This window comes from Streptomyces sp. SKN60, assembly GCF_026236535.1.
Classification (GTDB): Bacteria; Actinomycetota; Actinomycetes; order Streptomycetales; family Streptomycetaceae; genus Streptomyces.
The window spans coordinates 92284-118072 of record NZ_JAHTMW010000018.1 but is presented as its reverse complement, the minus strand read 5'-3'; the positions used below and the strand labels follow the sequence as shown (position 1 = coordinate 118072).

The 25789-nt window shown below is 73.9% G+C and carries 26 protein-coding genes; 14 read left to right on the top strand and 12 right to left on the bottom strand.

From position 1 onward, the window contains the following. Positions 1–5 precede the first annotated feature (5 nt). Complete coding sequence (locus KV205_RS27235; protein ID WP_374214732.1) at positions 6–971, bottom strand: NADP-dependent oxidoreductase; 966 nt, start codon at positions 969–971, stop codon at positions 6–8. A gap of 131 nt (positions 972–1102) precedes the next feature. Between KV205_RS27235 and KV205_RS27230 the strand changes: the two genes are divergently transcribed. From KV205_RS27230 to KV205_RS27215, 4 genes are all read left to right on the top strand, one after another. Further along, positions 1103–2110, top strand: a complete 1008-nt coding sequence (locus KV205_RS27230; protein WP_265867269.1) for a GlxA family transcriptional regulator — start codon at positions 1103–1105, stop codon at positions 2108–2110. Between the two features lie 111 nt (positions 2111–2221). Continuing rightward, positions 2222–3019 carry a DUF4389 domain-containing protein gene (locus tag KV205_RS27225; protein ID WP_265867268.1) on the top strand — a complete coding sequence of 266 codons (798 nt, stop codon included), beginning with the start codon at positions 2222–2224 and terminating at the stop codon, positions 3017–3019. A 196-nt stretch (positions 3020–3215) separates the two neighbouring features. Further along, the gene (locus KV205_RS27220) at positions 3216–4433 is read left to right on the top strand and encodes an MFS transporter (protein ID WP_265867267.1); all 1218 of its coding nucleotides are present in this window, start codon (positions 3216–3218) and stop codon (positions 4431–4433) included. Positions 4434–4512: 79 nt separating this feature from the next. Further along, positions 4513–5283 carry a hypothetical protein gene (locus KV205_RS27215; RefSeq protein WP_265867266.1) on the top strand — a complete coding sequence of 257 codons (771 nt, stop codon included), beginning with the start codon at positions 4513–4515 and terminating at the stop codon, positions 5281–5283. Between the two features lie 21 nt (positions 5284–5304). Here KV205_RS27215 and KV205_RS27210 read toward each other — a convergent pair whose 3' ends face one another. Continuing rightward, on the bottom strand, positions 5305–6081 hold the full coding sequence (locus KV205_RS27210) for a 2-phosphosulfolactate phosphatase (protein WP_265867265.1): 777 nt from the start codon (positions 6079–6081) through the stop codon (positions 5305–5307). Beyond that, entirely contained in the window at positions 6065–6289 is a 225-nt protein-coding gene (locus KV205_RS27205) for a hypothetical protein (protein WP_265867264.1), read from the bottom strand. Before KV205_RS27205 ends, KV205_RS27210 begins: the two co-directional genes overlap by 17 nt. Positions 6290–6464: 175 nt before the next feature. On the opposite strand from KV205_RS27205, the gene KV205_RS27200 reads away from it, so the two are divergent. Together KV205_RS27200 and KV205_RS27195 are read left to right on the top strand one after the other, a co-directional pair. After that, positions 6465–7946, top strand: coding sequence for a glutamate-cysteine ligase family protein (locus KV205_RS27200; protein WP_265867263.1), 1482 nt, complete (start codon positions 6465–6467; stop codon positions 7944–7946). Between the two features lie 91 nt (positions 7947–8037). Next, positions 8038–8628: a hypothetical protein gene (locus KV205_RS27195; protein ID WP_265867262.1), complete on the top strand. Its 591-nt coding sequence runs from the start codon at positions 8038–8040 to the stop codon at positions 8626–8628. A 12-nt stretch (positions 8629–8640) separates the two neighbouring features. Here KV205_RS27195 and KV205_RS27190 read toward each other — a convergent pair whose 3' ends face one another. The 3 genes from KV205_RS27190 to KV205_RS27180 form a co-directional block, all read right to left on the bottom strand. After that, on the bottom strand, positions 8641–8925 hold the full coding sequence (locus tag KV205_RS27190) for a hypothetical protein (RefSeq protein ID WP_265867261.1): 285 nt from the start codon (positions 8923–8925) through the stop codon (positions 8641–8643). Continuing rightward, positions 8922–9242 (bottom strand): hypothetical protein, encoded by a 321-nt coding sequence (locus tag KV205_RS27185; RefSeq protein ID WP_265867260.1) that lies wholly within the window; start codon positions 9240–9242, stop codon positions 8922–8924. Before KV205_RS27185 ends, KV205_RS27190 begins: the two co-directional genes overlap by 4 nt. Before the next feature lie 203 nt (positions 9243–9445). Next, entirely contained in the window at positions 9446–10978 is a 1533-nt protein-coding gene (locus KV205_RS27180) for a carboxylesterase/lipase family protein (RefSeq protein WP_265867259.1), read from the bottom strand. Between the two features lie 144 nt (positions 10979–11122). Here KV205_RS27180 and KV205_RS27175 point away from each other — a divergent pair, with 144 nt between their 5' ends. The 3 genes from KV205_RS27175 (at position 11123) to KV205_RS27165 (ending at position 14551) form a co-directional block, all read left to right on the top strand. Continuing rightward, positions 11123–12004: an MBL fold metallo-hydrolase gene (locus KV205_RS27175; protein ID WP_265867258.1), complete on the top strand. Its 882-nt coding sequence runs from the start codon at positions 11123–11125 to the stop codon at positions 12002–12004. Positions 12005–12099: 95 nt separating this feature from the next. Beyond that, on the top strand, positions 12100–12777 hold the full coding sequence (locus tag KV205_RS27170; RefSeq protein ID WP_265867257.1) for a macro domain-containing protein: 678 nt from the start codon (positions 12100–12102) through the stop codon (positions 12775–12777). Between the two features lie 106 nt (positions 12778–12883). Continuing rightward, on the top strand, positions 12884–14551 hold the full coding sequence (locus KV205_RS27165; protein ID WP_265867256.1) for an ADP-ribosyltransferase domain-containing protein: 1668 nt from the start codon (positions 12884–12886) through the stop codon (positions 14549–14551). A 121-nt stretch (positions 14552–14672) separates the two neighbouring features. Here the strand turns inward: KV205_RS27165 and KV205_RS27160 are convergent, their stop codons facing one another. The 5 genes from KV205_RS27160 to KV205_RS27140 all read right to left on the bottom strand — a co-directional run bounded on the left by KV205_RS27160 (position 14673) and on the right by KV205_RS27140 (position 19444). Then, complete coding sequence (locus tag KV205_RS27160) at positions 14673–15683, bottom strand: aldo/keto reductase (RefSeq protein ID WP_265867255.1); 1011 nt, start codon at positions 15681–15683, stop codon at positions 14673–14675. A gap of 113 nt (positions 15684–15796) precedes the next feature. After that, positions 15797–16840, bottom strand: a complete 1044-nt coding sequence (locus KV205_RS27155; protein ID WP_265867254.1) for a TIGR03571 family LLM class oxidoreductase — start codon at positions 16838–16840, stop codon at positions 15797–15799. A 155-nt stretch (positions 16841–16995) separates the two neighbouring features. Then, positions 16996–17817, bottom strand: a complete 822-nt coding sequence (locus KV205_RS27150) for an aldo/keto reductase (RefSeq protein ID WP_265867253.1) — start codon at positions 17815–17817, stop codon at positions 16996–16998. A 14-nt stretch (positions 17818–17831) separates the two neighbouring features. Then, on the bottom strand, positions 17832–18191 hold the full coding sequence (locus tag KV205_RS27145) for a nuclear transport factor 2 family protein (RefSeq protein WP_265867252.1): 360 nt from the start codon (positions 18189–18191) through the stop codon (positions 17832–17834). 32 nt (positions 18192–18223) lie between these two features. After that, positions 18224–19444, bottom strand: a complete 1221-nt coding sequence (locus tag KV205_RS27140) for an MFS transporter (protein ID WP_265867251.1) — start codon at positions 19442–19444, stop codon at positions 18224–18226. 299 nt (positions 19445–19743) lie between these two features. Between KV205_RS27140 and KV205_RS27135 the strand changes: the two genes are divergently transcribed. The 5 genes from KV205_RS27135 to KV205_RS27115 all read left to right on the top strand — a co-directional run bounded on the left by KV205_RS27135 (position 19744) and on the right by KV205_RS27115 (position 24815). After that, on the top strand, positions 19744–20769 hold the full coding sequence (locus tag KV205_RS27135; protein WP_265867250.1) for an amidinotransferase: 1026 nt from the start codon (positions 19744–19746) through the stop codon (positions 20767–20769). A gap of 183 nt (positions 20770–20952) precedes the next feature. Further along, positions 20953–21891 (top strand): ATP-binding cassette domain-containing protein, encoded by a 939-nt coding sequence (locus tag KV205_RS27130; protein WP_265867249.1) that lies wholly within the window; start codon positions 20953–20955, stop codon positions 21889–21891. Continuing rightward, complete coding sequence (locus tag KV205_RS27125; RefSeq protein ID WP_265867248.1) at positions 21888–22739, top strand: ABC transporter permease; 852 nt, start codon at positions 21888–21890, stop codon at positions 22737–22739. The genes KV205_RS27130 and KV205_RS27125 overlap by 4 nt, the downstream gene beginning before the upstream one ends. 88 nt (positions 22740–22827) lie before the next feature. Continuing rightward, positions 22828–24144 carry a sensor histidine kinase gene (locus tag KV205_RS27120; protein ID WP_374214731.1) on the top strand — a complete coding sequence of 439 codons (1317 nt, stop codon included), beginning with the start codon at positions 22828–22830 and terminating at the stop codon, positions 24142–24144. Next, positions 24141–24815, top strand: coding sequence for a response regulator transcription factor (locus tag KV205_RS27115; RefSeq protein ID WP_265867247.1), 675 nt, complete (start codon positions 24141–24143; stop codon positions 24813–24815). Before KV205_RS27120 ends, KV205_RS27115 begins: the two co-directional genes overlap by 4 nt. A gap of 142 nt (positions 24816–24957) precedes the next feature. Here the strand turns inward: KV205_RS27115 and KV205_RS27110 are convergent, their stop codons facing one another. Then, positions 24958–25746 carry an alpha/beta fold hydrolase gene (locus KV205_RS27110; RefSeq protein ID WP_265867246.1) on the bottom strand — a complete coding sequence of 263 codons (789 nt, stop codon included), beginning with the start codon at positions 25744–25746 and terminating at the stop codon, positions 24958–24960. Positions 25747–25789 lie beyond the last annotated feature (43 nt).

The following is a 25789-nucleotide window of genomic DNA, read 5'->3' as shown; positions in this document are numbered from 1 at the left end:
GGCGCCTAGCGCGTGGCGTCGAGCACCAGCTTGCCGCGCGTCCGGTTGGCCGCGCCGAGCCGGTGCGCCTCCGCCGCCTCGCCGAGCGGGAAGGTCCGCTCCACCTCGACCCGTACGGCGCCCGCGTCGACGAGCTCGGCGATCGCCGCCAGGGCCGGGGCGTCCGGCTCGACGATCATCGAGGCGGTCCGCACCCCCGCCGCCGCACCGGCCGCGGCAAGGGCCTCCGACACGCCCTCGGGGAACGAGATGACCAGGCCGCCCGGCCGGGTCACCGCGACCGAGCGCACATCGGTGTCGTCCACCCGGCCCATCAGATCGAGCACCACGTCCACCGGCTCCACGACCTCCTCGAAACGCTCGCGCGTGTAGTCGATCGTCTGCGCCGCGCCCAGCTCCTTCAGCCACGCGTGCCGCGGCTCCCGGGCGGTGGCGACCACCTCGGCGCCCAGGTGCCGGGCGAACTGCACGGCCAGATGCCCGACACCGCCGGCCGCCGCGTGCACGAGCACCCGCTGCCCGGCCGTCACCCGCGCCGTGTCCACCAGACCCTGCCAGGCGGTGAGCGCCGCGAGCGGCAGCGCCGCCGCCTCCACGTGCCCGACCGAGGCGGGCTTGCGGGCGAACTGCCGGGACGGCGCCGTCACGTACTCCGCGTAACCCCCGGCCGCCCGCGGGAACCACGGCATCCCGTACACCTCGTCGCCCGGCCGGAACGTGGTGACGCCGGGCCCGACCGCCTCCACCACCCCCGACACGTCCCAGCCGAGCACCAGCGGCAGCGTGTAGAGCCCGGCGAGGCCGACCTTCCCGTCGCGCACCTTCCAGTCCACCGGATTGATCCCGGCCGCGTGCACGCGCACCAGGATCTCGGTGGGTAGCGGCTCGGGCCGCCGGACCTCCGTCACGGCCAGCCGCTCGGGGCCGCCGAACTCCGCCAGGGTCACGGCCCGCATGGTCGTCTCGCTCACGCTCATGGTCATCCTTCGTCCTTCGTCTCACGTGGTCGGACCGGGGCGGAGGCCCCGGCAGACCCCAGGGTTTCCCGGCCCGGCCCGCGCGCGTGAGTGGCCGGAAGGACAGCTGTCGTACCATTCCAGCCATGGCCATCCCGGAACCGCACCGCGTCGCCGTCCTCGCCCTCGACGGCGTCGTGCCCCTCGACCTCGGCGTCCCGGCCCGCGTCTTCAACGAGGCCCGCGACGAACGGGGCGAGCGCCTCTACACCCTGGTCACCTGCTCCCTCGGCGGCCGCCCGGTCCGCACCGCCGAGGACTTCCGGCTCGTCCTCGACCACGACGAGTCGGCCCTCGCCACCGCCGACACCGTGGTCATCGCCACCCAGGAACCCAGCGAGGAACTGCTCGCCACCGGCCGGCTGCCCGACGAACTCGCCGCGGCCCTCGCCCTGATCCGCCCCGAGACCCGGGTCGTCAGCCTGTGCACCTCCGCCTTCCTGCTCGCCGCCGCCGGCCTTCTGGACGGCCACCGCGCCACCACGCACTGGGCCCTCTGCGACGCCTTCGCCCGCCTCTTCCCCGAGGTCGACGTCGATCCCGACGTGCTCTTCGTCGACAGCGGGCGCGTGCTCACCTCGGCCGGCGGCGCGGCCGGCATCGACCTGTGCCTCCACCTCGTCCGCCGCGACCACGGGGCCGCCGTGGCGGGCGCCGCCGCCCGCCGCTGCGTCGTCGCCCCGTGGCGCGAGGGCGGACAGGCCCAGTTCATCGAGCACCCCGTCCCCGCCGACGCCGACCGCTCCACCTCGGCCACCCGCCAATGGGTCCTCGACCGCCTCGCCGAACCGCTCACCCTCAAGGACCTGGCCCGCCACGCGCACATGAGCGAACGGACCTTCACCCGCCGCTTCCGCGCCGAGGTCGGCACCAGCCCGCTGAAATGGCTGATCCAGTGCCGTCTGGGCCACGCCCGGCACCTCCTGGAGACCACCGACCTCACCGTCGCCGGCATCGCCACCGCCTGCGGCTTCGGCGACCCGGTCACCCTGCGCAAGCACTTCCACAGCCACCTCGGCCTCTCCCCGCTGGCCTACCGCGCCGCCCACCGCGCCCCTGCCCCTGCCCCCGGCCTGGTCCCGTCGCCCGTCTAGGCCCCCCGCCTTGCCCCGCGTGGCCCATGCGGCCGTGCGCGGCCCGCGCCGCCGCGCCAGGATCGAGAGGATCCGGCACCACACCCGGCACCCAGGGACACGGAGGCGGCGATGAGCGCAGGTTGGGATCCCCGGCCCCCGCAGGACACCGACGCGGGCGAGTTCCGCCCGCCGCTCGACGTGCCCGCGCCCGGGCAGCAGCGCCGCTGGACGGTGTTCCTGCGCTGGCTGCTGCTCATCCCGCAGTTCATCGTGGTGATGGTGCTGTCGATCGCCGCGTTCTTCGTGACGATCGTCGGCTGGTTCGCCGCGCTCGTACTCGGCCGGCTGCCCGACCCGATCGCCTCCTTCCTCGGCGACGTCCTCGCCTATCAGACCCGGGTGACGGCCAGTTCGACGCTGCTCGTCGACCGCTACCCGCCGTTCGCCTTCGACGCGCGCGACCACCCCGTACGCATCGAACTGCGCAGCACCCCGCTCAACCGGCTCGCCGTGCTCTTCCGCATCATCCTGATGATCCCGGCGGCCATCGTCAGCGGCCTGGCCCAGTCCGGCTGGTTCGCCATCGGCTGGGTGTTCTGGATCATCACCGTCATCCTGGGCCGGCTGCCCGAGCCCGTGTTCGCCGCGACGGCGGCTGTCGTCCGCTACCGCATGCGGTTCAGCGCGTACGCGATGATGCTCACCCCCGTGTACCCCAAGGGCGTCTTCGGCGACGAGCCCGCGCCCGCAGCCCAGCAGCCCGTGTCGGCCACCCGCCCCCTGGTCCTCGGCACCCCCGCCAAGGTCCTGGTCTGGGTGTTCCTGATCCTCGGCCTCGCGGGCCAGATCACCAACGGCACGGTCACCCGCGGCGACGACGCCTCCTACGACGACCGCCCGGCCGGTCCGGTGCGGGTCGCCCCTTGACGTCCACGGCACCGGCCCGGGCCGGGTCGAGCCCCTCGATGAGCTCCGCCCGGGTGCCCCACTACGGCGCGGTGACCGTCGCCGCGTACGGCAGCGCGCCGGGACTGTCGCCCGGAGCGGGCGGAATTGGGGGAGACGGGGCCGCCCCGGTGCGTCCCGCCGGGCCCGGCGGGATCCCCGGGTTACGGTCGGCGCCATGCGCGAAGACGGAGGTGCGGATCCGGCGGCACAGCGTGGCTGGCTGCGGTGCCTGCTCGCCGGGGCGGTGTTCGTCGTCTGCATGGCCGGCACCACCCTGCCGACCCCGCTCTACCCGCTCTACCAGCAGGAGTTCGGCTTCTCCGAGCTGACCGTGACCGTCGTCTACGCGGTGTACGCGTTCGGCGTCATCGGCGTACTGCTGCTCGCCGGCAACGCCTCCGACACCGTCGGCCGGCGCCCCGCCCTGCTGTGGGGCCTCGGCTTCGCGGCGGCCAGCGCCGGCTGCTTCCTCGCCGCCGACGGACTGCCCTGGCTGTACGCGGGCCGGCTGTTCTCCGGCCTGTCGGCCGGCCTCTTCACCGGCGCGGCCACCGCCTACGTCCTGGAGCTCGCCCCGCCCGGCGGCGCCTCCCGTGCCACCTTCGTGGCCACCGCCGCCAACATGGGCGGCCTCGGCTGCGGCCCCCTGCTCGCGGGCCTCCTCGCCGAGTACGCCCCCGACCCGCTGACTCTCCCCTTCGTCGTCCACCTCGCCCTGGTGGCCGCCTCCCTGCTCGTCCTGCTCCGCCTGCCCGAGACCGTCACCGACCGGCGCCCGCTGTCCGCCGTACGCCCCCAGCGGCCCGCGCTGCCGCCACAGGTCCGGGCGGTGTTCGTGCCGTCCGCCGTCGCCGCCTTCGTCGGATTCGCGCTCTTCGGCGTCTTCACCTCGGTCAGCCCCGCCTTCCTCGCCCGCTACCTCCACGTCGACAACCACGCCGTCAGCGGCCTCGTCGTCGCCCTCGCCTTCTTCGCCTCCACCGCGGGACAGCTCGCCGTCAGCCGCGTCGGCGTCGCCCGCTCCCTGCCGCTCGGCTGCGCCGTCCTCCTCGCCGGCCTGCTCCTCCTCGCCGGCGCCCTCTACACCGACACCCTCGCCCTCATCGTCCTGTCCGCCGTGGTCGGGGGCACCGGCCAGGGCCTCGCCTTCCGCGCCGCGATCGCCGCCGTCGCCCAGGCAGCCCCCGCCGACCGCCGCGCGGCCGTCATCTCCACCCTCTTCGTCGTCGCCTACGCCGGCATCTCCGTCCCCGTCATCGGCGTGGGCCTGCTCGCCGACCCCCTCGGCCTCGAAGGCGCGGGCCTCGTCTTCATCGCCTGCATGCTGGTGCTGATCGTCCTCGCGGCCGGCTACCTGCTGCGCAGGCCGGTGCGGGCGGAGGCGAGGCGGTGACGGAGGGCGGCCGGCGCTCGAAGCCCTGGCGCGGGAATTCCGCGTGACAGGCGGCCCCGGCCTCCGTGATCATCGACCGATGCCCACGGAACGCACCCTTCGCCGGCTTCTCCACCTGCGGATCGTCCGCCCGCCCGGCGACTCCGAGCCCCGCGAGTCCAGGCCCGGAGTCGTCGAGGTCCGCCCCGTCGTCGACGGCCGGGACCTGCTGGCGGACACCACCTCCCGCTTTCGCGGTGTGAGCCCCCGCCACCTGCTGGACCCGGACGAGATGCCGCTGCACGCCGGTGCCGTGCCGCACGAGGTACGGCTCGCAGGCGGCGGATGCGGCGAGGAGAGCTGCTGCGGCGCCCTCTACGTAACCGTGCAGCAGGACGGCTACGACGTGGTCTGGGCGGGTTGGCGCGACCCGGCCGACCCCGGACTGCGGCTGCCCGACCTGCGCTTCGACGCCGAGCAGTACGCGACGGAGGTGCGGCGCGCGACCGCGGACCGCGCCTGGGAGTGGCCGGCCTGCGCGGTCGCACGGCTCCTGGAGGCCGCGCTGCGGCGGCGCGCGGACTGGCTCGCCCGCTGGGAGTGTGAACTGGAGGCGGTTCAGGCCGCCCGCCACGAACCCGACCGCATCCACGTCGTCCTGATGCACCCCGGCATCGCCCCCGAACCCGGCCGCCCCTGGCTCCAGTTCGGCCTGACCCTCCCCGTCGACGACCACGACCCCGCCCGGCAGGCCGCGCGCCTGGAGGCCCGGCTGACCGCCGGTGACCCGCGCGTCGTCGCCGAGGTGTGGGGCGGCTCGTGGGACGCGGAGCGGTTGGGCTACCCCTGGCCGCCGACACCGCCGGAGTGACGGGAGGCCGGGGCGCGCCCGTCAGGGCCGCCCGGGCACCTCGACCGGACGGAGCACCGTCAGAGCCCCCTCGCGGCGCGCCACCATCGCGAACCCGAACCGGTCCGCCTCCAGACAGAGCGCGACATCCTCCGCGTGCACCCCGCGATAGCCCCGGCGCAGCCCCTCCGCGAGGTCGGCCGCCGCGCGCGAGTCCCGCGCCCGCCGTACGTACGGAGCCACATCGGCCCCGCCCCTGGCGCCGGCGCCGGCGTCGCTGTCGTCGAGCAGCCGCGCGATGTACTCGGCGCAGGCCAGGTCCTCCGCCGCCCGCCCGTCCTCGCCGGTGACGACGAAGGTCACCCGGCCGTCGGCGTTCCGGTCCCGCAGGTACGCGGCCGTCGCCCCCGCCACCACGAAGCCGGCGCAGAGCACGAGATCGGCGCCGCCGACGGCCAGCGCGCCCACCGTCCCCGCCGTGGTCTTCTGCACGACCGTACGGCCCGTCAGCTCGGCGGCCCGGACCAGACCGGGCGAGTTCACGGCGTCGAACCCTTCCGCCGGCGCCCCGTCCTTCAGCGCCAGCCACCCCGGGTGGGCGGCCTTGAGCGCGAGGGCCTCGTCCTCCGCGGCGGCCAGGACGATCCGGTCCGCCCCGCGCGCGAAGGCCCACGCGGCGACGGTGAAGGCGCGCATGACGTCGACGACGACGGCGGTACGGGGCGGCCGGCCGGCCAACTCGGGGATGCCGAGGAAGCGGTGGCGGCGGCCGCGGTCCGTCGCCGGCGCGCCCTCGGCCGCCTCAGTCGCTGCCGCCACCGTCGCCCCCGCCGTTCCCGAGGAACCGCTGCTCCTGCGACTGCCGCCGGCGGCTCGACCGCTGCGCGCCACGGACCAGCTCACCGGCGGCGAGCGTCACCGCCGCCACACCCCGCACCCAGCGCGGTCCGCCGCGCGCCGCCCAGACGACACAGCCGCAGCCCGCGACGGCCAGCACGAGGACACCGCTCAGGACGAGCAGGATCATGCGCGTTCCCCCCATTGTTTCCCGGTTCTCCCGGTTCTCCCGGCGCTCCGGGATCTTGCGTGGTCGGTGCCATTCTTCCAGCCTGCGGGCCCGCGCTGGCAGCCGTACGCCTCCCGGTGGCACGCTGAGAGGAGGACAGAAGGGCTCCGCACCGGACGACACGCGGGAGGACCCGATGGGACGAGACGTCCCGGCGCAGACGTTCACCCGTGACGACCGCCGCCGGTTCCGCGACCGGACGCACATCTGCCTCGACGTGCTCGCCCGTCTGCTGCGCGAGTCACGCTTCGACGTCGAGCGGCCACAGGTCGGCCTGGAGATCGAACTCAACCTCGTCGACGAGACCGCCCGCCCCGCCATGCGGAGCTCAGAGGCCCTCGAAGCCATCGCGGACCCCGCCTGGTCCAGCGAGCTCGGCCGCTTCAACCTGGAGATCAACCTCGCGCCCCGCCGCTTCGCCGCCGGCGGCGGCCCCGAGGCCTGGGAGAGCGAGATCCGCGCGGCCCTCGACCACGCCGAGGAACGCGCCTCCGCGGTCGGCGCCCACCTCGTCATGATCGGCGTCCTGCCCACGCTGGAACGCGCCGACGTCGACCACCACGCCCTCTCCGAGAACCCCCGCTACCACCTCCTCAACGAGCAGATCTTCGCCGCGCGGGGCGAAGACCTCCTCATCGAGATCGACGGCGTCGAACGGCTCGTCACCTACGCCGACACCATCACCCCCGAGGCCGCCTGCACCAGCACCCAGTTCCATCTCCAGGTCGCCCCGGAGGAGTTCGCCGACCACTGGAACGCCGCCCAGGCCATCGCCGGCGTCCAGATCGCCCTCGCCGCCAACTCGCCCTTCCTCTTCGGCCGCGAACTGTGGAGCGAGACCCGCATCCCCCTCTTCGAACAGGCCACCGACACCCGCCCCGACGAGATCAGGATCCAGGGCGTGCGCCCCCGCGTCTGGTTCGGCGAACGCTGGATCACCAGCGTCTTCGACCTCTTCGAGGAGAACACCCGCTACTTCCCCGCCCTGCTCCCGCTGGTCGACGACGAGGACCCCGAAGCCACCCTCGACCGCGGCGAGATCCCGCACCTCGCCGAACTCACCCTCCACAACGGCACCGTCTACCGCTGGAACCGGCCCGTCTACGCCGTCGTCGACGGCGTCCCGCACCTCCGCGTCGAGAACCGCGTCCTGCCCGCCGGACCCACCGTCGCCGACGTCATGGCCAACGGCGCCTTCTACTACGGGCTCCTGCGCGCCCTCGTCGACGAGGACCGCCCCGTCTGGACCCGGATGTCCTTCTCCGCCGCCGAGGACAACCTGCACACCGCCGCCCGCCGCGGCATCGACGCCGAACTCTTCTGGCCGGGCATGGGCCAGATCCCCGTCACCGAACTCGTCCTGCGCCGCCTGCTCCCGCTCGCCCACCGCGGCCTGGAACGCCTCGGCCTCGACACCGCGTGGCGCGAACCCCTCCTCGGCATCGTCGAACAGCGCTGCGTCAGCGCCCGCAACGGCGCCGTGTGGCAGTCCGAGACCTTCCACCACCTCCACGACGTCACCCATCTGCCCCGCCCCGAGGCGCTGCGCCGGATGACCCGTCAGTACATCGACTACATGCACCTCAACGCCCCCGCGCACACCTGGCCGGTGGACTGACCGACCGGCGGGCGGCGGCACTGTCGGTGCCGGGTGCGAGAGTGGACGCACGAGGCCGGACCGCGGCCGGACACGGGAGGGAACAGCGGCTGTGGGGGACTACTTCGAGCGGGTCGTCGACATCGAAGCCACGGCGGAGGAGGCCGGCCCGCTCGCGGCCCGCGTCCTGGACTGGCTCGTCGCCGAGGGCATCCTGACCCGCGAACCGGACCGCGAAGGGATGTACAGCCGGTACGCGGACGAGGGCTTCGCCGCCGGCCCCGAGTGGGCCCGCGCCCTCCAGACCGAACCCGGCTGGGGCCCGGGCCCGGTCGCCGTTATCACCGGCCGCCACCACTTCGTCGGCGGCCAGGGCGAGGACGACGCCGAATACGCCGTCTGCCCGCGCTGCGCCGCCCGTACCACCTTCATCGACTACCCGAACTCCTTCGAGGCGGACGAGCGGACCTGGGCCCCCTTCCGGTCCGCCGTCGAAGCCTGGGAGGCCGGCGGTACGGGCGAGGCCACCTGCCCCGCCTGCGCCACCCCCTCCCCGGTCACCGACTGGCGGTGGGGCGACCCCTACGCCCTGGGCACGGTCTGCTTCGAGTTCTGGGGCTGGCCCCCGCTCTCGGACGCCTTCGTCGCCGACCTCACCGCCCGCCTCGGCCACCGCACGGCCCAGCACATGGGCAAGTTCTGATCGGCCCGGACGCTATGGCCCGGCGACGAGGAAGATGATCTCGACGCGGCCCGGCTCGTCGCCGACGGGGTCGTGGACGCGGTACAGGAGCGTGATGGTGAGACCGTTGTCGCCGGCCGGCAGGGTGGCGACCCGGCGCAGCTCCGCGCCCCGCACCGGCTGGGGCCGGGACTCGGCCGGGCGGGGGTCCTCGGCCAGCGCGGCCAGGGCGTCGTGGAGGGCGCGGCGGCCGCCGGGGGAGAGGTGGGCGATCTCGTTGTAGAGCCGGCGGGGGATCTCGACCATCCAGTGGGTCACGAGGCGGCGCCGCCCTTGTCGAGCTCGGCGAACAGATCCTCCACCGTCATCAGTTCCGTCTCACCGGCGAGCGACGCGCGTATCGCCTCCCGCACCTCCGGGCGCGTCCGGATCGCCACCAGCTGCCGGGCCTGCGTGATGACCGAGCGATACCCGTCCCCGAACCGGGCCGCCTCGAGGCGCGCGTCGAAGGCGGTCAGTTCGGCGGGATCGATGTCGGCGAGCGCGGCGCGCAACTCGGCGAGCGTCTGCGGACCCTCGTGGTCCTCGAGCCGGTACGGGCTGGCGTAAAGGGTGTGGCGGGGCAGAGGACTCATGAGCGTGCCTCCTCGTCTCGTACGCCTCCCACGGTACTGCCGGCCCGGCCCCCGGCGGGAGGTGCCGGACAGCAGGAATACGGCCGGAACACGGCGAGGTACGACCGGACCCGCCCCTCACGGCGGACAGGCGTCGATGACAGCTCGTCACCTCTCATCGAGTGAACCCTCACCCTCGGGTCAAGGGTGAGGGTTCTCCTCCGTCACCCGTCACTCCCCTCCGGGAGCCGGATCGGGCCGAAGCCGACCTCCCTCCAGAGCGCCCGGCGGCCCGGCGCCGTGACGTCGTCCGTCAGGTGATCTCCGGGCACGGCCCAGTGACGGACCGGCGTGGCGTCCGGAGTGAGCGCGGGCCAGCCGGGGTCGCCGGTGCCGGCGAAGTCCACCCAGGCGCGCACCATGCGCGCGGACAGGGCGCGGTCGTCCGCGTCCGGGGCGTCGCCGAGGAGGAAGTCGGCGCCCTCCGCGTCGAGGTTGCCGAAGGCGAAGGGCACGTCGGCGGTGTGCCAGGGCCGGGCCCGGCCGCCCGGGACGGGGCGCGTACGGGCGAAGCGGGAGAGGTGGGCCCGGCCGCCGGCACGGGCGTGCCGCTCGGCGAGCCGGCTACTGTACTCGCCGAACTGCGCGTCGCCGAACAGCGCCAGATAGCGGTCCCGTACCGGAGCCTGCGGCATCAGCTCCCGGTACCCGGCGGCGGGCGCGGCGGGCAGCGGGAAGGCCCGTACGAAGGCGTCGAGTTCGTCCTCGGTCGTGACGTCCCTGATCGCCCCGACCCGGTGCAGGAACCAGCACTCCTCCACGGTGTGGCACACCAGCAGGTCCACGTCCCGCGCCGCCCCGGCCGCCAATGCGTCCAGCGGAGCCGCCGCCAGCACCGTGCCGTCGATCACGGGCTGGAACACCACCGGGTTGTACGCCTGCACCGCCGCCACCGGGTCGCCCTCCCGGCAGCGCGCGGCGACCCGGTCGGCGGCCGCCACGAGCCGCTCCGGCACCGCGGACCGCAGCCCGTCGGCCGTCGCGGCGACCCCGGCCTCCGCCGCGACGGCGGCGGTCACGGCGGCGGCCACCCCGGGCGTGAAGAAGGCGCTGGGCACGCTGTGGGCGATCACCCGGTGGAACAGCCCGCGCGCCTCCTCCATCGCCATCAGGCACACCGCCGACCCGGCGCCCGAGGACTGCCCGGCGACCGTGACCCGCCCCGGGTCGCCGCCGAACGCGGCGATCTCGTCCCGAATCCAGCGCAGCGCCGCCACCACGTCGAGCAGCCCCCGGTTGTCCGGAAAACCGGGCACATGGCCGAAGCCCTCGAAACCGATCCGGTGACCCACGCTCACCACGACCGCCCCGGCACGGGCCAGCGCGGCACCGTCGAAGTCGGGCTGGGCGGGCGAACCGAAGGTGTACGCGCCGCCGTGGATCCACACGAGCACCGGCAGCGGCGCCCCGGCCCTGGGGCGCGGCGGCGTCCATACGTTGACCGTGAGGACGTCCTCGTCCCCCGGCTCCCACACCGGCGCACCCGGCAGCCGCGCCGACTGCGGGGCGATCGGCCCGAAGGCCGCGCAGTCCCGCGTCCCGCTCCACCCGGCCGCCGGACGCGGCGGCCGGAACCGGTCCGGGCCGAAGGGCGGGGCGCCGTACGGGATCCCGAGCACGGCCACGCCCCCGTCGTCCGCCCGCCGGCCGCGCACCCGGCCCTTCGACGTACGGAACTCGGTCCCTGCCTCCGACATGTCGCTCACTGATGCCCCCGTGTCTCCGGCCCCACACCCTACTGAAGATCATGTGCGGCGGACGGACGACCGAGTCCCGTAGGCCCCCGGCAGCCCTGCCGTACGCTGTGCCGCCGCCCGGCCATTCCTCAGGAAGGACCACCGATGACGTCCGGCCCCACGCCCGCGCACTCCGACGCCTCCGCCGCCCAAGGCGGTCGGGCAGCGGAGCGCCGACTCGGCCGCTACCGCGTGCTCGCCCTCCTCGACGCCCACGGCACCTTCCCCGACAAGGCCTCCACCGCCTTCCCGGACGCCACGCCGGAGGCCTGGGAGCGGGCCCGGCGGCTCGACCCGGCCGCGTTCGGAGCCGACGACGGCTGGGAGCTGGACTTCCGCTGCTACCTGATCCAGGGCCCCGGCGACCGGATCACCCTCGTCGACACCGGCATCGGCCCGGCCGGCAGCCCGGCCTCCGACTGGACTCCCGTCCCGGGCAGCCTCCCGCGCGTGCTGGCCGCCGCCGGCATCCGCCCGGGCGACGTGGACACCGTCGTCCTCACGCACCTCCACGACGACCACTACGGCTGGTCCGTGACCCTCGACGGCGTCCCCGTCTTCCCCGACGCCCACTACGTCGTCCAGCGCGCCGAGACCGCCGCGCTCGCCCCCGATCACATCGCCCGGCGCCATGTCGTCGAACCCCTGCGGCGTGCCGGACAGCTGCACGAGGTCGAAGGACGCACCCCGCTGCCGTACGCCCCCGCCGGCGGCCTCACGCTCCTCGCCACCCCCGGCCACACCCCGGGCCACCAGTCCCTGTTGGTCGAGGACGCCGGGCAGCGGCTCCTGGTCACCGGCGACGTCCTCGTCCACGCCGTCCAGCTCGCCGACCCCACCGTCTGCTACGCGTACGAAGCGGACCCGGCCCGCGCGCGCCGCACCCGTGAGGACCTCCTCGCCGACACCGCCCGCCCGGGCACCCTCCTGGCCACGCCGCACCTCAACCACCCCTTTGTCCGCTGCCCCGCCGTGCAGACCGGGTGACGGCAGGTCAGCGTCCCTGCGGCCCGGGGGCGTTGTCAGTGGCGGCCGATAGCGTCGGGGGTGTTGGAAGAGAGCGTTCCTGACAGGGGGCATCGATGACCATGGGCTGTGCGGACACCACGCTGCGGGTGGTTCTGACAGACGTCAACGCGGGTGTGGTGGAGGCCTGGCGGGCGGCGTTCGCCGACACTCCCGGGATCGAGATCCGGCGGGGCTCGATCCTCGACGAGGACGTGGACGCGTGGGTCACGCCGACGAACGCGGCGGGGCGGATGGACGGCGGCGTCGACGCCGTGATCAAGCGGCACCTCGGGGCCGGTATCCAGCTGCGGGTGCAGCGGGCGATCCGCGACCGGTTCGCCGGCCGCATGCCGGTCGGCAGCGCCGTGTGCGTGCCGTCCGGGGCGACCGTCCCGCGTTTCGTGATCTCCACGCCGACCATGGTGGGTTCCTCGCAGAACGTGAGCGAGACCCTCAACGTCGCCATGGCCTGCGCGGCCGCGTTCCAGGCCGTGCACCGGCACAACCGGAAGGCGCCCGGCAGCATCCGCTCGGTCGCCCTGGTCGGGATGGGCGCCGCGACCGGCCGTGTGCCGGCCCGGATCTGCGCCAACCTGATGTGGACCGGCTACACCCTCTTCCACGACCACTGGTTCGAGGACGACGACGAGCTGCGCGCCACCATCACCACCCAGCTCGCCGGCATCGACCAGGCCCCGGAGACCACGAGGGTGCGGATCACGCCGCCGAAAGGGCATTCCTTTCGCCGCTGAGGCCACTCCGACCACCACTTCGAACACCACGTCGGCCGCCTCCGGCGCCGCCATGACGGCCGGCGGCCACCCCCATTCCTCAGGCACCACGACCGGGAGTTCCTCCTTGAGCGACGCGACCGCCACGCCCGCGCCCCAGCCCGACCCGAACGACCCGCTGGCCCTCGCCGAGCTCTTCACCGGCGGCGGCGAGGCCTGGCTGCCCGTCCTGAAGCCTGTCATCGAGGCCCGCCACGACGCCGCCCACTTCATCGGCCCCGGCCGCAGCCCCCAGGTCGTACCCGTCCGCGAACTGACCTTCCAGGCGCTCAAGCCCCACCCGCCGCACAAGTGGAAGGTCGTCGTCTTCGGCCAGAACCCCTACCCGCGGCCGGAGAGCGCCACCGGCATCGCGATGTTCGACAACACCTTCAACGACTGGAAGGACAGCCAGTTCGGGCGGGTCGTCAGCATCCGCTGCCTCATCAAGGCGGCCGCGATGTGGAAGTACGGCATCGTCAAGAAGACCCCCATCGCCGACGTCCGCGCCCTCCTCAAGGAACGCGACACGGTCCAGCCGCCCGAGTGGTTCCAGGCCATGCTCACCCAGGGCGTGCTGCTGCTCAACGCCTCGCTGACCGCCAGCGCCGACGGCGCCATGGGCACCGACCAGCACACCACCTTCTGGCGGCCGGTCGCCGAGCGGATCGTCGAGGAGATCCTCCGGGCCAAGCAGGAGGCCGAGGACCCGGAGGACCGCGGCGTCGTCTTCGCCTGGTGGGGCGCCCACGCCCGCAGCCTGAAGCGCACCGTGCTGCGCCTGGAGAAGAAGTACCCGGGCGTGGAGGTGCGGCACATCGACCACGCCAACCCGGCGGCGCAGGGCGACATCTTCTGCGAGGGCGACCACCTCGCCACCGTCAACGACGCCCTGCTGTCGCTGGGCGCCGACCCCGTCGACTGGCTGCCCAGCAAGGGCTGGAACAAGCCGACCGTCGGCGACGGCGACGGCGACAGCGCCGGTACGGGTACGGGTACGGGCTCGGCGGCCCCGGACGCCGACGTCGCCGCGCGCATGGGCGCCTTCATCACCTCCACGATGGAACTGCACCAGCTGTATCTGGAGCGGCTCACCAGCGTTCGGGACGAGGGCCAGGTCCTGCCGCCGGTCACCGGAGTGTTCGACACTCCGCTGATGTCCTTCGAGGACGCCGTCGCCCCGGTCACCGGCGTGCTCGCCGGGCTCGCCCGGCACATCGACCGCTCGCGCGAGTTCGGCAAGCGGCGGGCCGACGAACCGGCCGGCGGCGGACTGTCCGCCGACGCCATCGCCGCGCTCTTCCTCTACACCTGCGAGTCGGGCTTCTACCGCACCATCAACGCCGTGCTGCGCTCCCCGGACCGCAGCCGCCTCCAGCCGTATCTGCCCTATCTGCGGCTGCTGTTCTCCGCGGTCTCCGGACTCCCGGCCCGCACCGAGCCGCTGTGGCGCGGTGTCGGTCTCGACCTGCGCCGCCAGTACCCGCTGGGGTCCACGGTCACCTGGTGGGGCGTCTCCTCGTGCACCTCCGAGCTGAGCGTCGCGCGGGCCTTCCTGGGCAGCCGCGGCAAGCGCACCCTGTTCGAGGTGACCCCCGCGCGTGCGGTCGGCATCCGCAGCTTCTCCGCGTTCACCGGGGAGGAGGAGTACATCCTCGCCCCGGGCACCCAGCTGGAGGTCACGGACGTGACCACCGAGCGCGGCGGACTGTGCACGGTGAAGCTCACCGAGGTGGACGCCCCGCTGGTCTCCTGACACACCGGCGCCCCGGTCCGCCCTGCGAAAGGGGCGGACCGGGGCGCGGCCCAGGGGAGGGCGGGTCAGCCGGCGAGAGACCGGTGCAGGGCGTCGAGCCCGTCGCGGTAGAGGGTGACGGTCAGGCGCCGTGGGGGAGCGGCGCGGCGGGGCTGACCAGGCCGGCGGCGCGGAGGTCGGTCCAGAACGCGGCCGGGACGGTCTCGTTCAGGGCGGCGGTGTCCTCGGCGATCCGGCTGGGGCGGGTGGCGCCGGGGATGACGGCGGCCGCGACCGGGTGGGCGAGGGAGAACTGCAGGGCGGCGGCCTTGATGGAGACGCCGTGGCGCTCGGTGAGCGCCTTCAGCTTCCCGACCCGCTCGACGATCTCGGCCGGGGCCTGCTGGTACTCGAAGTGGGTGCCGCCGGCGAGGATGCCGGAGCTGTACGGGCCGCCGACGACCATGTCGACGCCCTGCTCCTGGGCCATGGGCAGCAGGCGCTCCAGGGCGTGCTCGTGGTCGAGCAGGGTGTAGCGGCCGGCGAGCAGGAAGCCGTCGGGCTGCGGCTCGTCGAGGGCGAGGGTCAGCTCGATGGGCTCGGTCTTGTTGACGCCGAGGCCCCAGGCCTTGATGACGCCCTCGTCGCGCAGCCGGGACAGCACGCGGAAGGCACCGGTGCGGGCCTCCTCGAACTTGCTCAGCCACAGATCGCCGTGGAAGTCCTGGGCGATGTCGTGGACCCAGACGATGTCCAGGCGGTCGGTGCCGAGGCGCTTGAGGCTGTCCTCGATGGAGCGCTCGGTGGCCTCGGCGGTCCACTCGTGGACGATCCTGTTCGGGTTGCCGTGCTCGAACAGGCCGCCCTTCTCGCCGAGCTCGCGGGCGGCGGTCTCGTGCTCGTCGAGGATGACCCGGCCGACCTTGGTGGACAGGACGAACGCGTCGCGCGGCTTGCCGGCGAGCACCTGGCCGAGCCGCTCCTCGGCCAGGCCCGCGCCGTAGAACGGGGCGGTGTCGTAGAAGCGGATTCCCCGGTCCCAGGCCGCCTCGACGGTGGCGAGGGCCTCGGCGTCGGGGATGGCGCGGAACATGTTGCCGAGCGGGGCGGTGCCGAAGCCGAGGCGGCCGGGGAGGATTTCGGAGAGCGACATGGCGATTGCCTTCTCAGTTCTCTGGGGGTGAGGGGTGAGGGGTGGGGGAAAGGATGGCAGGCATCTAGATGTAGGCGCGTCTTACATGCATACAGAATATTTGCACACGCCGGTTAATGCAAGGAGGTGGCCGCGGCCGCCGTCGGGGTGGGGAAATGCGGCAGCACGTACTCGGCGAGCTCGTGCAGCAGCTCTTCCACCGGCCGGTCATTGGGCCGCAGATTGAAGGAGACGTGCGAGACGCCGAGCTCGGCCATCCGCCCCAGGTGCCCGATCAGGGCCTCGCGGCCGGTGCTCAGACCGAGCCGGATCGGCCGCGCCGGCGCGGCCGGGTCCTCCTGGAGACCGAGCACCATCGGCGTCAGATACGGCTTTTCGCCACCGGTACCGCCATCGGTCCCGCCGGCCGCTCCGCCGGTCAGCTCGCGCCACTCGCGCAGGCGCAGCCGCAGCGCGCCCAGGTCGCGCGGATAGTTGAGCGAGGCGTCGGCGTGCTCCGCGATCCAGGCGGGAGTCTGCTGCGCACCGCCGGCGACGGCGATCGGGATCCCCGCCGGGGCGACGGGCCGGGGCAGCACCTCCAGCCGCCGGTCCGCGTCGAGGCCGCGGCCGGGCAGCTGCAGCGGGCCGGGTCGCCAGGCCGCCCGCAGCGTCTCGACGCCCTCGCGGAACGCGGTGCCGCGCCCGTCGAAGTCCCGTCCGAACAGCGGGTACTCCACCGGCCGGTCGCCGCTCGCGAGACCGAGCAGCATCCGCCCGCCGGACAGCACGTCGACGGTGGCGGCCGCCTTGGCGACGAGGAGGGGCTCGCGCAGCGGCAGCACGATCGCCCCGGTCGCGAGGACCACGTTCTCGGTCACGGCGGCGAGGTGCCCGAGGTGGGTGAAGGTCTCGAAGACGCTGCCCGCGTCGCCGAAGGCGACGGGGTCGTAGAGGGGGACGTCGCGCAGCCACAGCGCGGCGAAGCCGAGCCGGTCGGCGAGCCGGGCGAGCCGGGTCTGCGCGGTCAGGTCGGGAACGCCGAAGGGCCGGCCGGCCGCACGGTCGGCGCGGCCGCGCTCGACGCCCCAGTCGTTGTCGAGGGGCAGTTCGAGACCGAGAGTGAGGCGCCCGGCGGCGGGAGCCAGCCGGGCGAGGGAGGAGTGCGGGGTGGACACGAGGGGGCCTTCCGGACGCCCGCGCCCGCGCCCGGGCCCCGGCCCCGTTCCGGACGGTCGGCCCGGAACGGGGCCGCGGCACGCGAGCGCGAGCCAGCAGGGGAGGGAACGGGGGAGGGGCGGGGACGAGGGATGCGCCCGGTGGGGCGCACGGGTCAGTTCAGCTCGTCGGGGTGCGGGCCGGTGCGCAGGCCGCGGTCGAGACCGGCGATCGACGCCATCTCCTCGTCCGACAGGACGAAGTCGAACACGTCGAAGTTGGCGCGGATCCGGGCCGGGGTCACCGACTTGGGGATGACCACGTTGCCGAGCTGCAGGTGCCAGCGGATGACGACCTGCGCCGGCGACTTGCCGTGGGCGGCGGCGATCGCGGTGATCGCCGGGTCGTCGAGGACCGCGCCCTGCGCGAGCGGGCTCCACGCCTCGGTGGCGATTCCGTGCTCGCCGTGGAAGGCGCGCAGCTCGGACTGCTGCAGCGCGGGGTGCAGCTCGATCTGGTTGACGGCCGGGGTCAGCGCGGAGCCCTCCGTCAGCCGGCGCAGGTGCGCGGGCTGGAAGTTGGAGACACCGGCGGCCCGGATCCGGCCCTCCTCGGCGAGCCGCTCCAGGGCGCGCCAGGAGTCGCGGTACAGGTCACGGGCCGGGGCCGGCCAGTGGATCAGGTACAGGTCGACGTAGTCCAGGCCGAGCTTGGCCAGGCTGGCGTCGAAGGCGCGCAGGGTGGCGTCGTAGCCCTGGTCGGCGTTCCACAGCTTGGTGGTGACGAACAGCTCCTCGCGGGCCAGCCCGGAGGCGCCGAGGGCGCGGCCGACGCCGGCCTCGTTGCCGTAGATGGCGGCGGTGTCGATGCTGCGGTAACCGGCCTCGAGGGCGGAGGTGACGGCGGCGGTGGTCGCCTCGTCGGCGACCTGGAAGACGCCGAAGCCGAGCTGCGGGATCTCGACGCCGTTGTTCAGCTTCACGGTGGGGATGCTCATGGTGGTGTGTTTCCTTACGCGGTGCGGTCGGTCAGGGTGTAGCGGACGGTCTGGGCGCTGATGAGCCCGTCGCGGAAGACGAAGGTGTCGACGCCGTCGGAGACCTCGTGGGCGCCGCCGGCGGCGGTCCACTGCAGGAACAGCACGTCCCCGGCGAACTGCGGGGTCAGCCGCCACTCGGCGTCGGGCAGATCGGCGAGCAGCCGGCCGATGCCCTCGCGGACTCCCGCGCGTCCGGTGAGGACGCCCTCGGGGGTGAGGAAGACGGCGTCCTCCGTGTAGTTCTCGCTGACGAGGTCCAGGTCGCCGGTGCCGAGGCGCCGGCCGTGGTCGGCGAAGACCTCTTGCGGGGTGCGGGTGGGGAGGGTGCTCATGGCGCGGCTCCTGCCGTGGGTATCGGGGGGGATCAGTGGTGTACGGGTACGGGGGCGGGCGCGGGTGCCGCGAGGGCGCCGGCCCGGTCCGCACCGGTGTCCTTCGCCGGGGCCCGGCGCTCAAGGGCCGCCGACCAGAAGGCGAGGAGCAGCGCGGCGGCGGCCAGGACGGCGCCGACCCAGTTCGGGGCCGTGTAGCCGAGACCGGCGGAGATGACGAGCCCGCCGAGCCACGCGGCGAGCGCGTTGCCGAGGTTGAAGGCGCCGATGTTCACGGCCGAGGCCAGCGTCGGCGCGCCGTGCGCCTGGTCCAGGACCCGCTTCTGCAGCGGCGGCACGGTCGCGAAGCCGAGTGCCCCGACGAGCAGGATGGTGAGCGCGGCCAGGACCTTGTGGTGCGCGGTCACCGTGAACAGGGCCAGCACGACCGCGAGGCCGCCGAGCGTGACGTACAGCAGCGGCATCAGCGCCCGGTCGGCGAAGCGCCCGCCGAGCAGGTTGCCCAGGAACATGCCGATGCCGAACAGCACGAGCAGCCAGGTCACGGCGCCGTCCGAGTAGCCGGCAGCGTGCGTCATCATCGGCGCGATGTAGGTGATCGCGGCGAAGACGCCGCCGAAGCCGAGCACGGTCATCGCCATCGCGAGCAGCACCTGCGGATTGCGGAAGGCGGTCAGCTCCCGGCCGAGGCGCGCGCCTTCGGGCCGCGGCATGGCGGGCACCAGCCGGGCGATGCCGAGCAGTCCGAGCACGCCGAGCGCGGCGACGATCGCGAAGGTGGTGCGCCAGCCGACCGCCTGCCCGATGAACGTGCCAAGGGGAACGCCGACGATGTTGGCGACGGTCAGTCCGGTGAACATGGTGGCGATGGCGCCGGCCTTCTTCTCGGGGGCGACGAGGCCGGCCGCGACGACGGAGCCGATGCCGAAGAACGAGCCGTGGGCGAGCGAGGCGACCACGCGGCCGGTCAGCATCAGACCGAAGGTCGGTGCGACGGCGGAGAGCACATTGCCGAGGACGAACAGGCCCATCAGCACCATGAGCATCCGCTTCCGGCTCACCTTGTTGCCGAGCACGGTGAGCAGTGGCGCACCGAGGACGACGCCGAGCGCGTAACCGGTGACCAGCAGTCCCGCGGTGGGGATGGAGACGCCGTAGTCGCCGGCGATCTCGGGCAACAGGCCCATGACGACGAACTCGGTCGTTCCCACCGCGAATGCCCCGAGTGCCAGGGCGAGGAGCGCGAGCGGCATGGCTCCGTCCTTCCGTACTTGCTTGATGGAGCTCCTTACGTGCCAAAACAATAATTGCAGACGCGCCATGATTGCAAGCGCGGGTTGATTGCTTCCGCGGGCGGTGTGGACTGCCGTCGGGCGCAGCCGGCCGCGGCACACATCGGCGTCCGTGCAGTCGGCCGGATCGAACGCACCGGTCACGTACCCCACACGGGTGGCCCGGTCGCGTCGCATGAGCGGCAGGCCGGAGCGGCCCGCATCCTTGGGCGGACGGGTGCCGCAGGGGGCCCGCCGCTCGGTCGAGGAGGCGATGGTCCGTGGTGGATGCGTGCGACGAGTGGAGCCCCCTCCGTGAGGTCGTGGTCGGTACGGCATACGGGGCGGTGTTCCCGGCGGAGGACCGGCGCATGGTGGAGGCGACGATGCCCGCCGAGCACTGGGACGCGTTCCGACCGGGGCACGCGTTTCCACCCGATGTGGTCCTGGAGGCGGATCGGGAGCTTCAGGGGCTCGCCGAGCTGCTGGAGCGGATGGGGTGTCTCGTGCGCCGGCCGCGGCGCGTGCCGTGGGCGGGGCTGGCCGGATACTGCGCGGCGATGCCGAGGGACGCGCTGCTGGTGATGGGTGACCGGGTGATCGAGGCGCCGATGGCGTGGCGCAGTCGCCGCCACGAGCTGCTCGCCTACTGGCCTCTCGTTCAGGAGTGGCGTCGCACCGGTGCGCGCTGGATGCCGTCCGGGGTGGACCTCGACGTGAATCCCGTACGGGAGGGCCCGGTGATCGAGGACAGCTGGGTGATCGGGGAGGCACGACCGGCCTGGGATGCCGCCGATTTCCTACGCCTGGGGCCGCGGACCGTCGTCGGGCAGCTCAGCCACGTCACCAACCGCTCCGGCGTCGAGCACCTGCGCCAGCGCCTCGGGCCCGACGTCGCGGTCCACCTCCTGCGCCCGCGAGACCGGCACGCGATGCACATCGACGCGACGCTGTGCCCGTTGCGTGAGCGCCTCGCCCTGTACAACCCGGAGCGGATCGATCCGGGCGATCTTGCGCGGACCCCGCTGGCCGACTGGGAACTCGTGCCCGCTCCCTGGCCCGATCCCGCGCCCGGTCCGCCGCTGTACATGACCAGCGCCTGGCTGAACATGAACCTGCTCGTGGTCGACGACCGGCACGTGGTCGTCGAGGCCGAGGACGTGAAGGTCCAAGAGCTGCTGGCCTCCCTGGGGTTCACCCCGCTGCCGTGTCCCTTCCGCCATGTCCAGGCCCTCGGCGGTTCCTTCCACTGCGCCACCCTCGACGTCCGCCGCGACCGGCACCGTACGGGTCGGTTGTCCGGGTGAGGAGAGCCGCGCCGGGCGAACGTGCGGCCGACGCGGTGGGCGGCTGGGCGGAGAGGTGTACCGCGGTACCAGCGCCCGCTCAGGATGGCACCCGGGTACCACGGGCGGCGCGGCGCGTCCTCCTAGCGTGAGCGGTGACGCGGGCCGGCGAGGGTCGGGCCGGCGGACGCGAGGGAGGACTCGATGATCGAAGCGCATCAGCTGACGAAACGGTACGGGGAGAAGACGGCGGTCGACCGGCTCGACTTCACCGTCAGGCCCGGCACCGTGACCGGCTTCCTGGGCCCCAACGGCGCGGGCAAGTCCACGACCATGCGCCTGATCATCGGCCTGGACGCGCCCACCGGCGGCACAGTGCGGGTCAACGGCCGCCGTTACGCGCAGCACACCGCGCCGTTGCGGGAGATCGGTGCGCTTCTTGAGGCGAAGTCGGTCCACCCGGGCCGTACCGCCGTCGATCACCTGATGGCGCTGGCGCACACCCACGGCATTCCGCGCCGCCGGGTGGACGAGGTCATCGAGCTGACCGGCCTCCAGGCCGTGGCCAGGAAACGCGCGGGCGCCTTCTCCCTCGGCATGGGCCAGCGTCTGGGGATCGCCGCGGCGCTCCTCGGCGACCCGGCGACGGTGATGCTCGACGAGCCGGTCAACGGCCTCGACCCCGAGGGCGTGCTGTGGATCCGCAATCTCCTCACCTCTCTGGCCGCCGAGGGCCGTACCGTCTTCGTCTCCTCGCACCTGATGAGCGAGATGGCGCTGGTCGCCGACCACCTGATCGTCATCGGGCGGGGCCGGCTCCTTGCCGACACCACCGTCGCGGACCTGGTCCGACGGGCCGGCGGCGACCGGGTGAAGGTGGTCAGCGCGGATCCGGCGCGGCTGCGGGAGGTACTGGCCGCGCCGGGAGTCGAGATCACCGGACGTGCCGGATCCGAGGAGTTGCAGGTGACGGGCGTGCCGGCGCGGGCGATCGGGACGAAGGCCGCCGAGGCCGGCATCGCCCTGTTCGAACTCACTCCCCGGGAGGTCTCCCTGGAGGACGCGTTCATGGACCTGACCCGTGACGCCGTCGACTTCCACGGCTCCACCACCTTCGACGACACCCCCGGGAGGGCGGCATGAGCGTCATCAGCGAGACCCGGACCCCCGGGCGATCGGACGCGGTGCGTCCCACCTGCAAGGTGACCGGGGCGCGGGTGCTGCGCGCCGAGTGGGCCAAGCTCTGGTCGCTGCGCTCCACCTGGATCACCTTCGGGGTGGCGCTGCTGTTCCTGCTGGGCTTCGGCCTGATCGCCGCAGCCCGTTACGAGCCCGCCACGGCCGGCACCATGGGGCCGCCCGGCGGGCACATGGACCTCAGCAGGGCGAACGCGGTCGACCTCGCACTGTTCGGAGTCGGCTTCGCCCAGCTGGCCCTGGGAATTCTGGGCGTCCTGGTCACCGCGGGGGAGTACAGCACCGGCACGATCCGCTCGACGCTCGCGGCCGTCCCGCGCCGCCTGCCGGTGCTGTGGTCCAAGGCCGCGGTCCACGGCGTGGTCGCCCTGCTCGTCGGCACGGCGGGTGTGTTCGCGGCCTTCAAGGCCGGCGGCCACATGATCGTCGGCACCCCCGCAGAGCTCGCGCTGTCCGACACCGGGGTGCTGCGCAGCCTGCTCGCCGCCGGGCTCTACCTGGGCATGATCGGCGTCATCGGCGTGGCGCTCGGCGCGCTGCTGCGGTCGACGGCCGGCGCCGTCGCCGTGCTGGTCGCGGCCCTGCTGCTGGTGCCCGGGCTCGTCTCGCTGCTGCCCAGCTCCTGGGAGAGCGACGTCAGCCGGTACCTGCCGAGCAACGCGGGCGAGTCGATGTTCGCCCTGAAGCAGGCCGCGGACACGCTCACCCCCGGAGCCGGCCTCGCCGTCCTCACCAGCTGGACCCTCCTCGCCCTGGCCGGCGCGGCCTGGCGGCTGAAGCGCGGCGACGCCTGACGAACCCCGTGCGAAAGCGGGTGACGCGACCGGGCAGACCGGGGACGTCACCCGCCCGACCGTCGTCGACACTGGACAGGTGACACCCGTGAGACCCCTGACGCCCGAGGACCCGCTGTGGGGCCACCCGCCGATCGCCCGGCTCGTCGACGCCGGGCGCCGCCTGCGGCGCGCCGACCGGCAGCGCCCATGGCTCCTCGACACCGCGCTGGTGCTGGCCGCCCTGCTGACCTTCGGCCTGCCCGACCTGCTCGTCGGCGCGAGCCACGGGTCGGTGATCCGGACCGCCGCCATCCCCCTGTACGGGATCGTCGCCCTGCAGCTGGGGCTGCTGCTGCCCCTGCTGTGGCGCCGCAGCGCCCCCTCCGCGGTCTTCGCCGCCGTCTTCGGCGTCTACCTGGTGGAGACGGCCCTGGACGTCTCGCTGCACAGCAACGTCGCCCTGCTCATCGCCCTCTACAGCCTGGCCCGGCACGGCAGGCTGAAGCACCTGGGCTTCGCCTGCGCGGCCGTGCTCGCCGCCATCGTGCTGGCGGCCGTACGCGTGACCATCCCGCTGTCCCCGCTCGTCGCGCTGTTCTTCCTCTGCAGCGCCGCGACCGCCGCCGTCGCCTCCGGTCTGGGCATCCGGCTCTGCTGGGCCTACCTCCTGGGACTCAAGGACCGCGCGGCCCGCCTGGAGGTCGAACGCGACCAGCGCAGCAGGCTCGCCACCGCCGCCGAGCGCACCCGCATCGCCCGGGAGATGCACGACATCGTCGGCCACAACCTCTCCGTCGTCATCACCCTCGCCGACGGCGGTGCCCACGCGGCCACCACCGCCCCCGAGTGGAGCAGGCAGGCCCTGCAGCTGATCGCCGGAACCAGCCGCCAGGCCCTCGGCGAGCTGCGCCGCACCCTCGCCGTACTGCGCGAGGAGACCGAGTACGCCGACGGCGCCGCCGACGAGGAGGAGGCCGCCGACCTCAGCCCCCAGCCCGGTATCGCCGACCTCGACGCGCTCTGCGAACGCGTCCGCGCGGCCGGCCCGCAGGTCACATACCGCACCGCCGGCCGGCCGGACGCCCTGGACCCGGGTGTGCAGCTGACCGTCTACCGGATCGCGCAGGAAGCACTCACCAACACCCTCAAACACGCCGGCACCGACACCCGGGCCCAGCTCACGATCACGGCGGCCGACGACGCGGAGCTCCACATCCGCCTGGAGGACACCGGACCCGCGGGCGGCCTCCCACAGCCCGGTGGGGAAGGACACGGCATCGCGGGCATGAGGGAACGGGCCGCCCTGTACGGCGGAACCGTCACCGCCGGCCCCCGCCCCGGCGGCGGCTGGAGCGTGGACGCCGTTCTCCACACCGCCACGGTCCCCGCCTCCCGCCTGTCGCGAACGGCGGAGGCGTCATGACGACCGTCCTCATCGTCGACGACCAGCCGCTGCAACGGTTCGGCTTCCGCATGCTCCTGGCCAGCAACCCCGACACCGAAGTCGTCGGCGAGGCCGCCCACGGCGCCGAAGCGGTCCGCCAGGCCGCCGAACTCCGCCCGGACGTGGTGCTCATGGACGTACGCATGCCCGGCATGGACGGCATCGAGGCCACCCGCCGCATCGTCGCCGGCGGCGGCCGCTCCCGCGTCCTGGTCCTCACCACCTTCGACCTGGACGAGTACGCCCACGCCGCCCTGCGTGCAGGCGCCAGCGGCTTCCTGCTCAAGGACGCCCTCCCCGAGGAACTCCTCGCCGGTATCCGCGCGGTCGCCGCCGGGGACGCCGTCATCGCCCCCAGCCTCACCCGCCGCCTCCTCGACACCTACGCCCGACAGCTGCCGGTACGCCCGCACGACCGGACAGCCGACGACGACCCCCGGCTCCGCTCCCTCACCGACCGCGAGCGCGAGATCCTCATCGCCATCGGCAAGGGCTGGACCAACGCCGAGATCGCCGAACGTCTCGTGCTGTCCGAGTCCACGGTCAAGAAGCACGTCGGACGGGTCCTCGCCAAGGCCGGCGCCAGGGACCGGATCCAGGCCGTGATCCTCGCCTACGACCTCGGCCTGACCCGGCCCAACAGCCCCTGACCGCCCGGCGTCCCGGTTCGATCAGCCCTCAGCGAGCGCCGTGCTCGGCAGCTGAGCGCAGGCTCGGCGGGAGACAGGGGAGCCACGGCGCGATGACGCACGGACGGCCGCAGTAGGGCCGTTCCACCGCCTCACGCGGAACTCAGCCGTCGATGGCATCGAGCACCATCTGGGTGACCTGCTCGGGGTCGTCGGACATCGGTGAATGCCCGCAGCCCCGGAGCGAGACGTGACTGGCGCCCGGCAGCAGTCGTGCCGCCCTGAGGGCCTGGTGGGGTGGGGTCATCAGGTCCCGTGTGCCCCAGCCGACCGTGACCGGGACCGGGACCTCCGGGGTGAAGGCCCGGAGCCGGTAGGCGTGCGCCGCGCGCCGCGTCGGCTCGAAGCCGGGCGAGTGGGCCAGGTTGCGCAGCGCGCCTGCGGCTGCCGCCTCGGGGATGCGCCACGGCCGGGCGACGAGCTGCCAGAAGGCCACGGTGCGCCCGATCGGGTGGCCGGCGATCCGATGGGGGCGTTCGGCGCAGGCTCGGGCCATGGCGTGGGCGACGCGGAGCGAACCCAGCGCGTAGGCGGCCTCGGGGCGCGTCCACAGGCCGATCGGGGACAGCGCGACGGCGCTGCCGACCATGCCGCCGCGGGCCAGTTCGAGCGCGACGGCCCCACCCAGGGAGTTCCCCACGACGGGCGGGCGGGTGAGGCCGGCGCCGGGGAGCCACTCCGCGACGGCGGCGGCCAGCGCCTCGACGGTCGGCGTGGTCCCTTCCGGCAGCGCGGGGCTGTCGCCGAAGCCCGGGAGGTCGACGGCCACCACCTCGTGCTCGCGGGCGAGGCGTTCCAGGACAGGCCCCCAGCCGTCCCGGTCGAGCTGGAGGACGACCAGCAGGGGTGGCCCGCTGCCGAGCCGCCGCGATGTCAGTGCCATGTCAGGCATGTCCGCAGCGTAAGAGGACGGCCCAGGACGCGCACCCGCACAC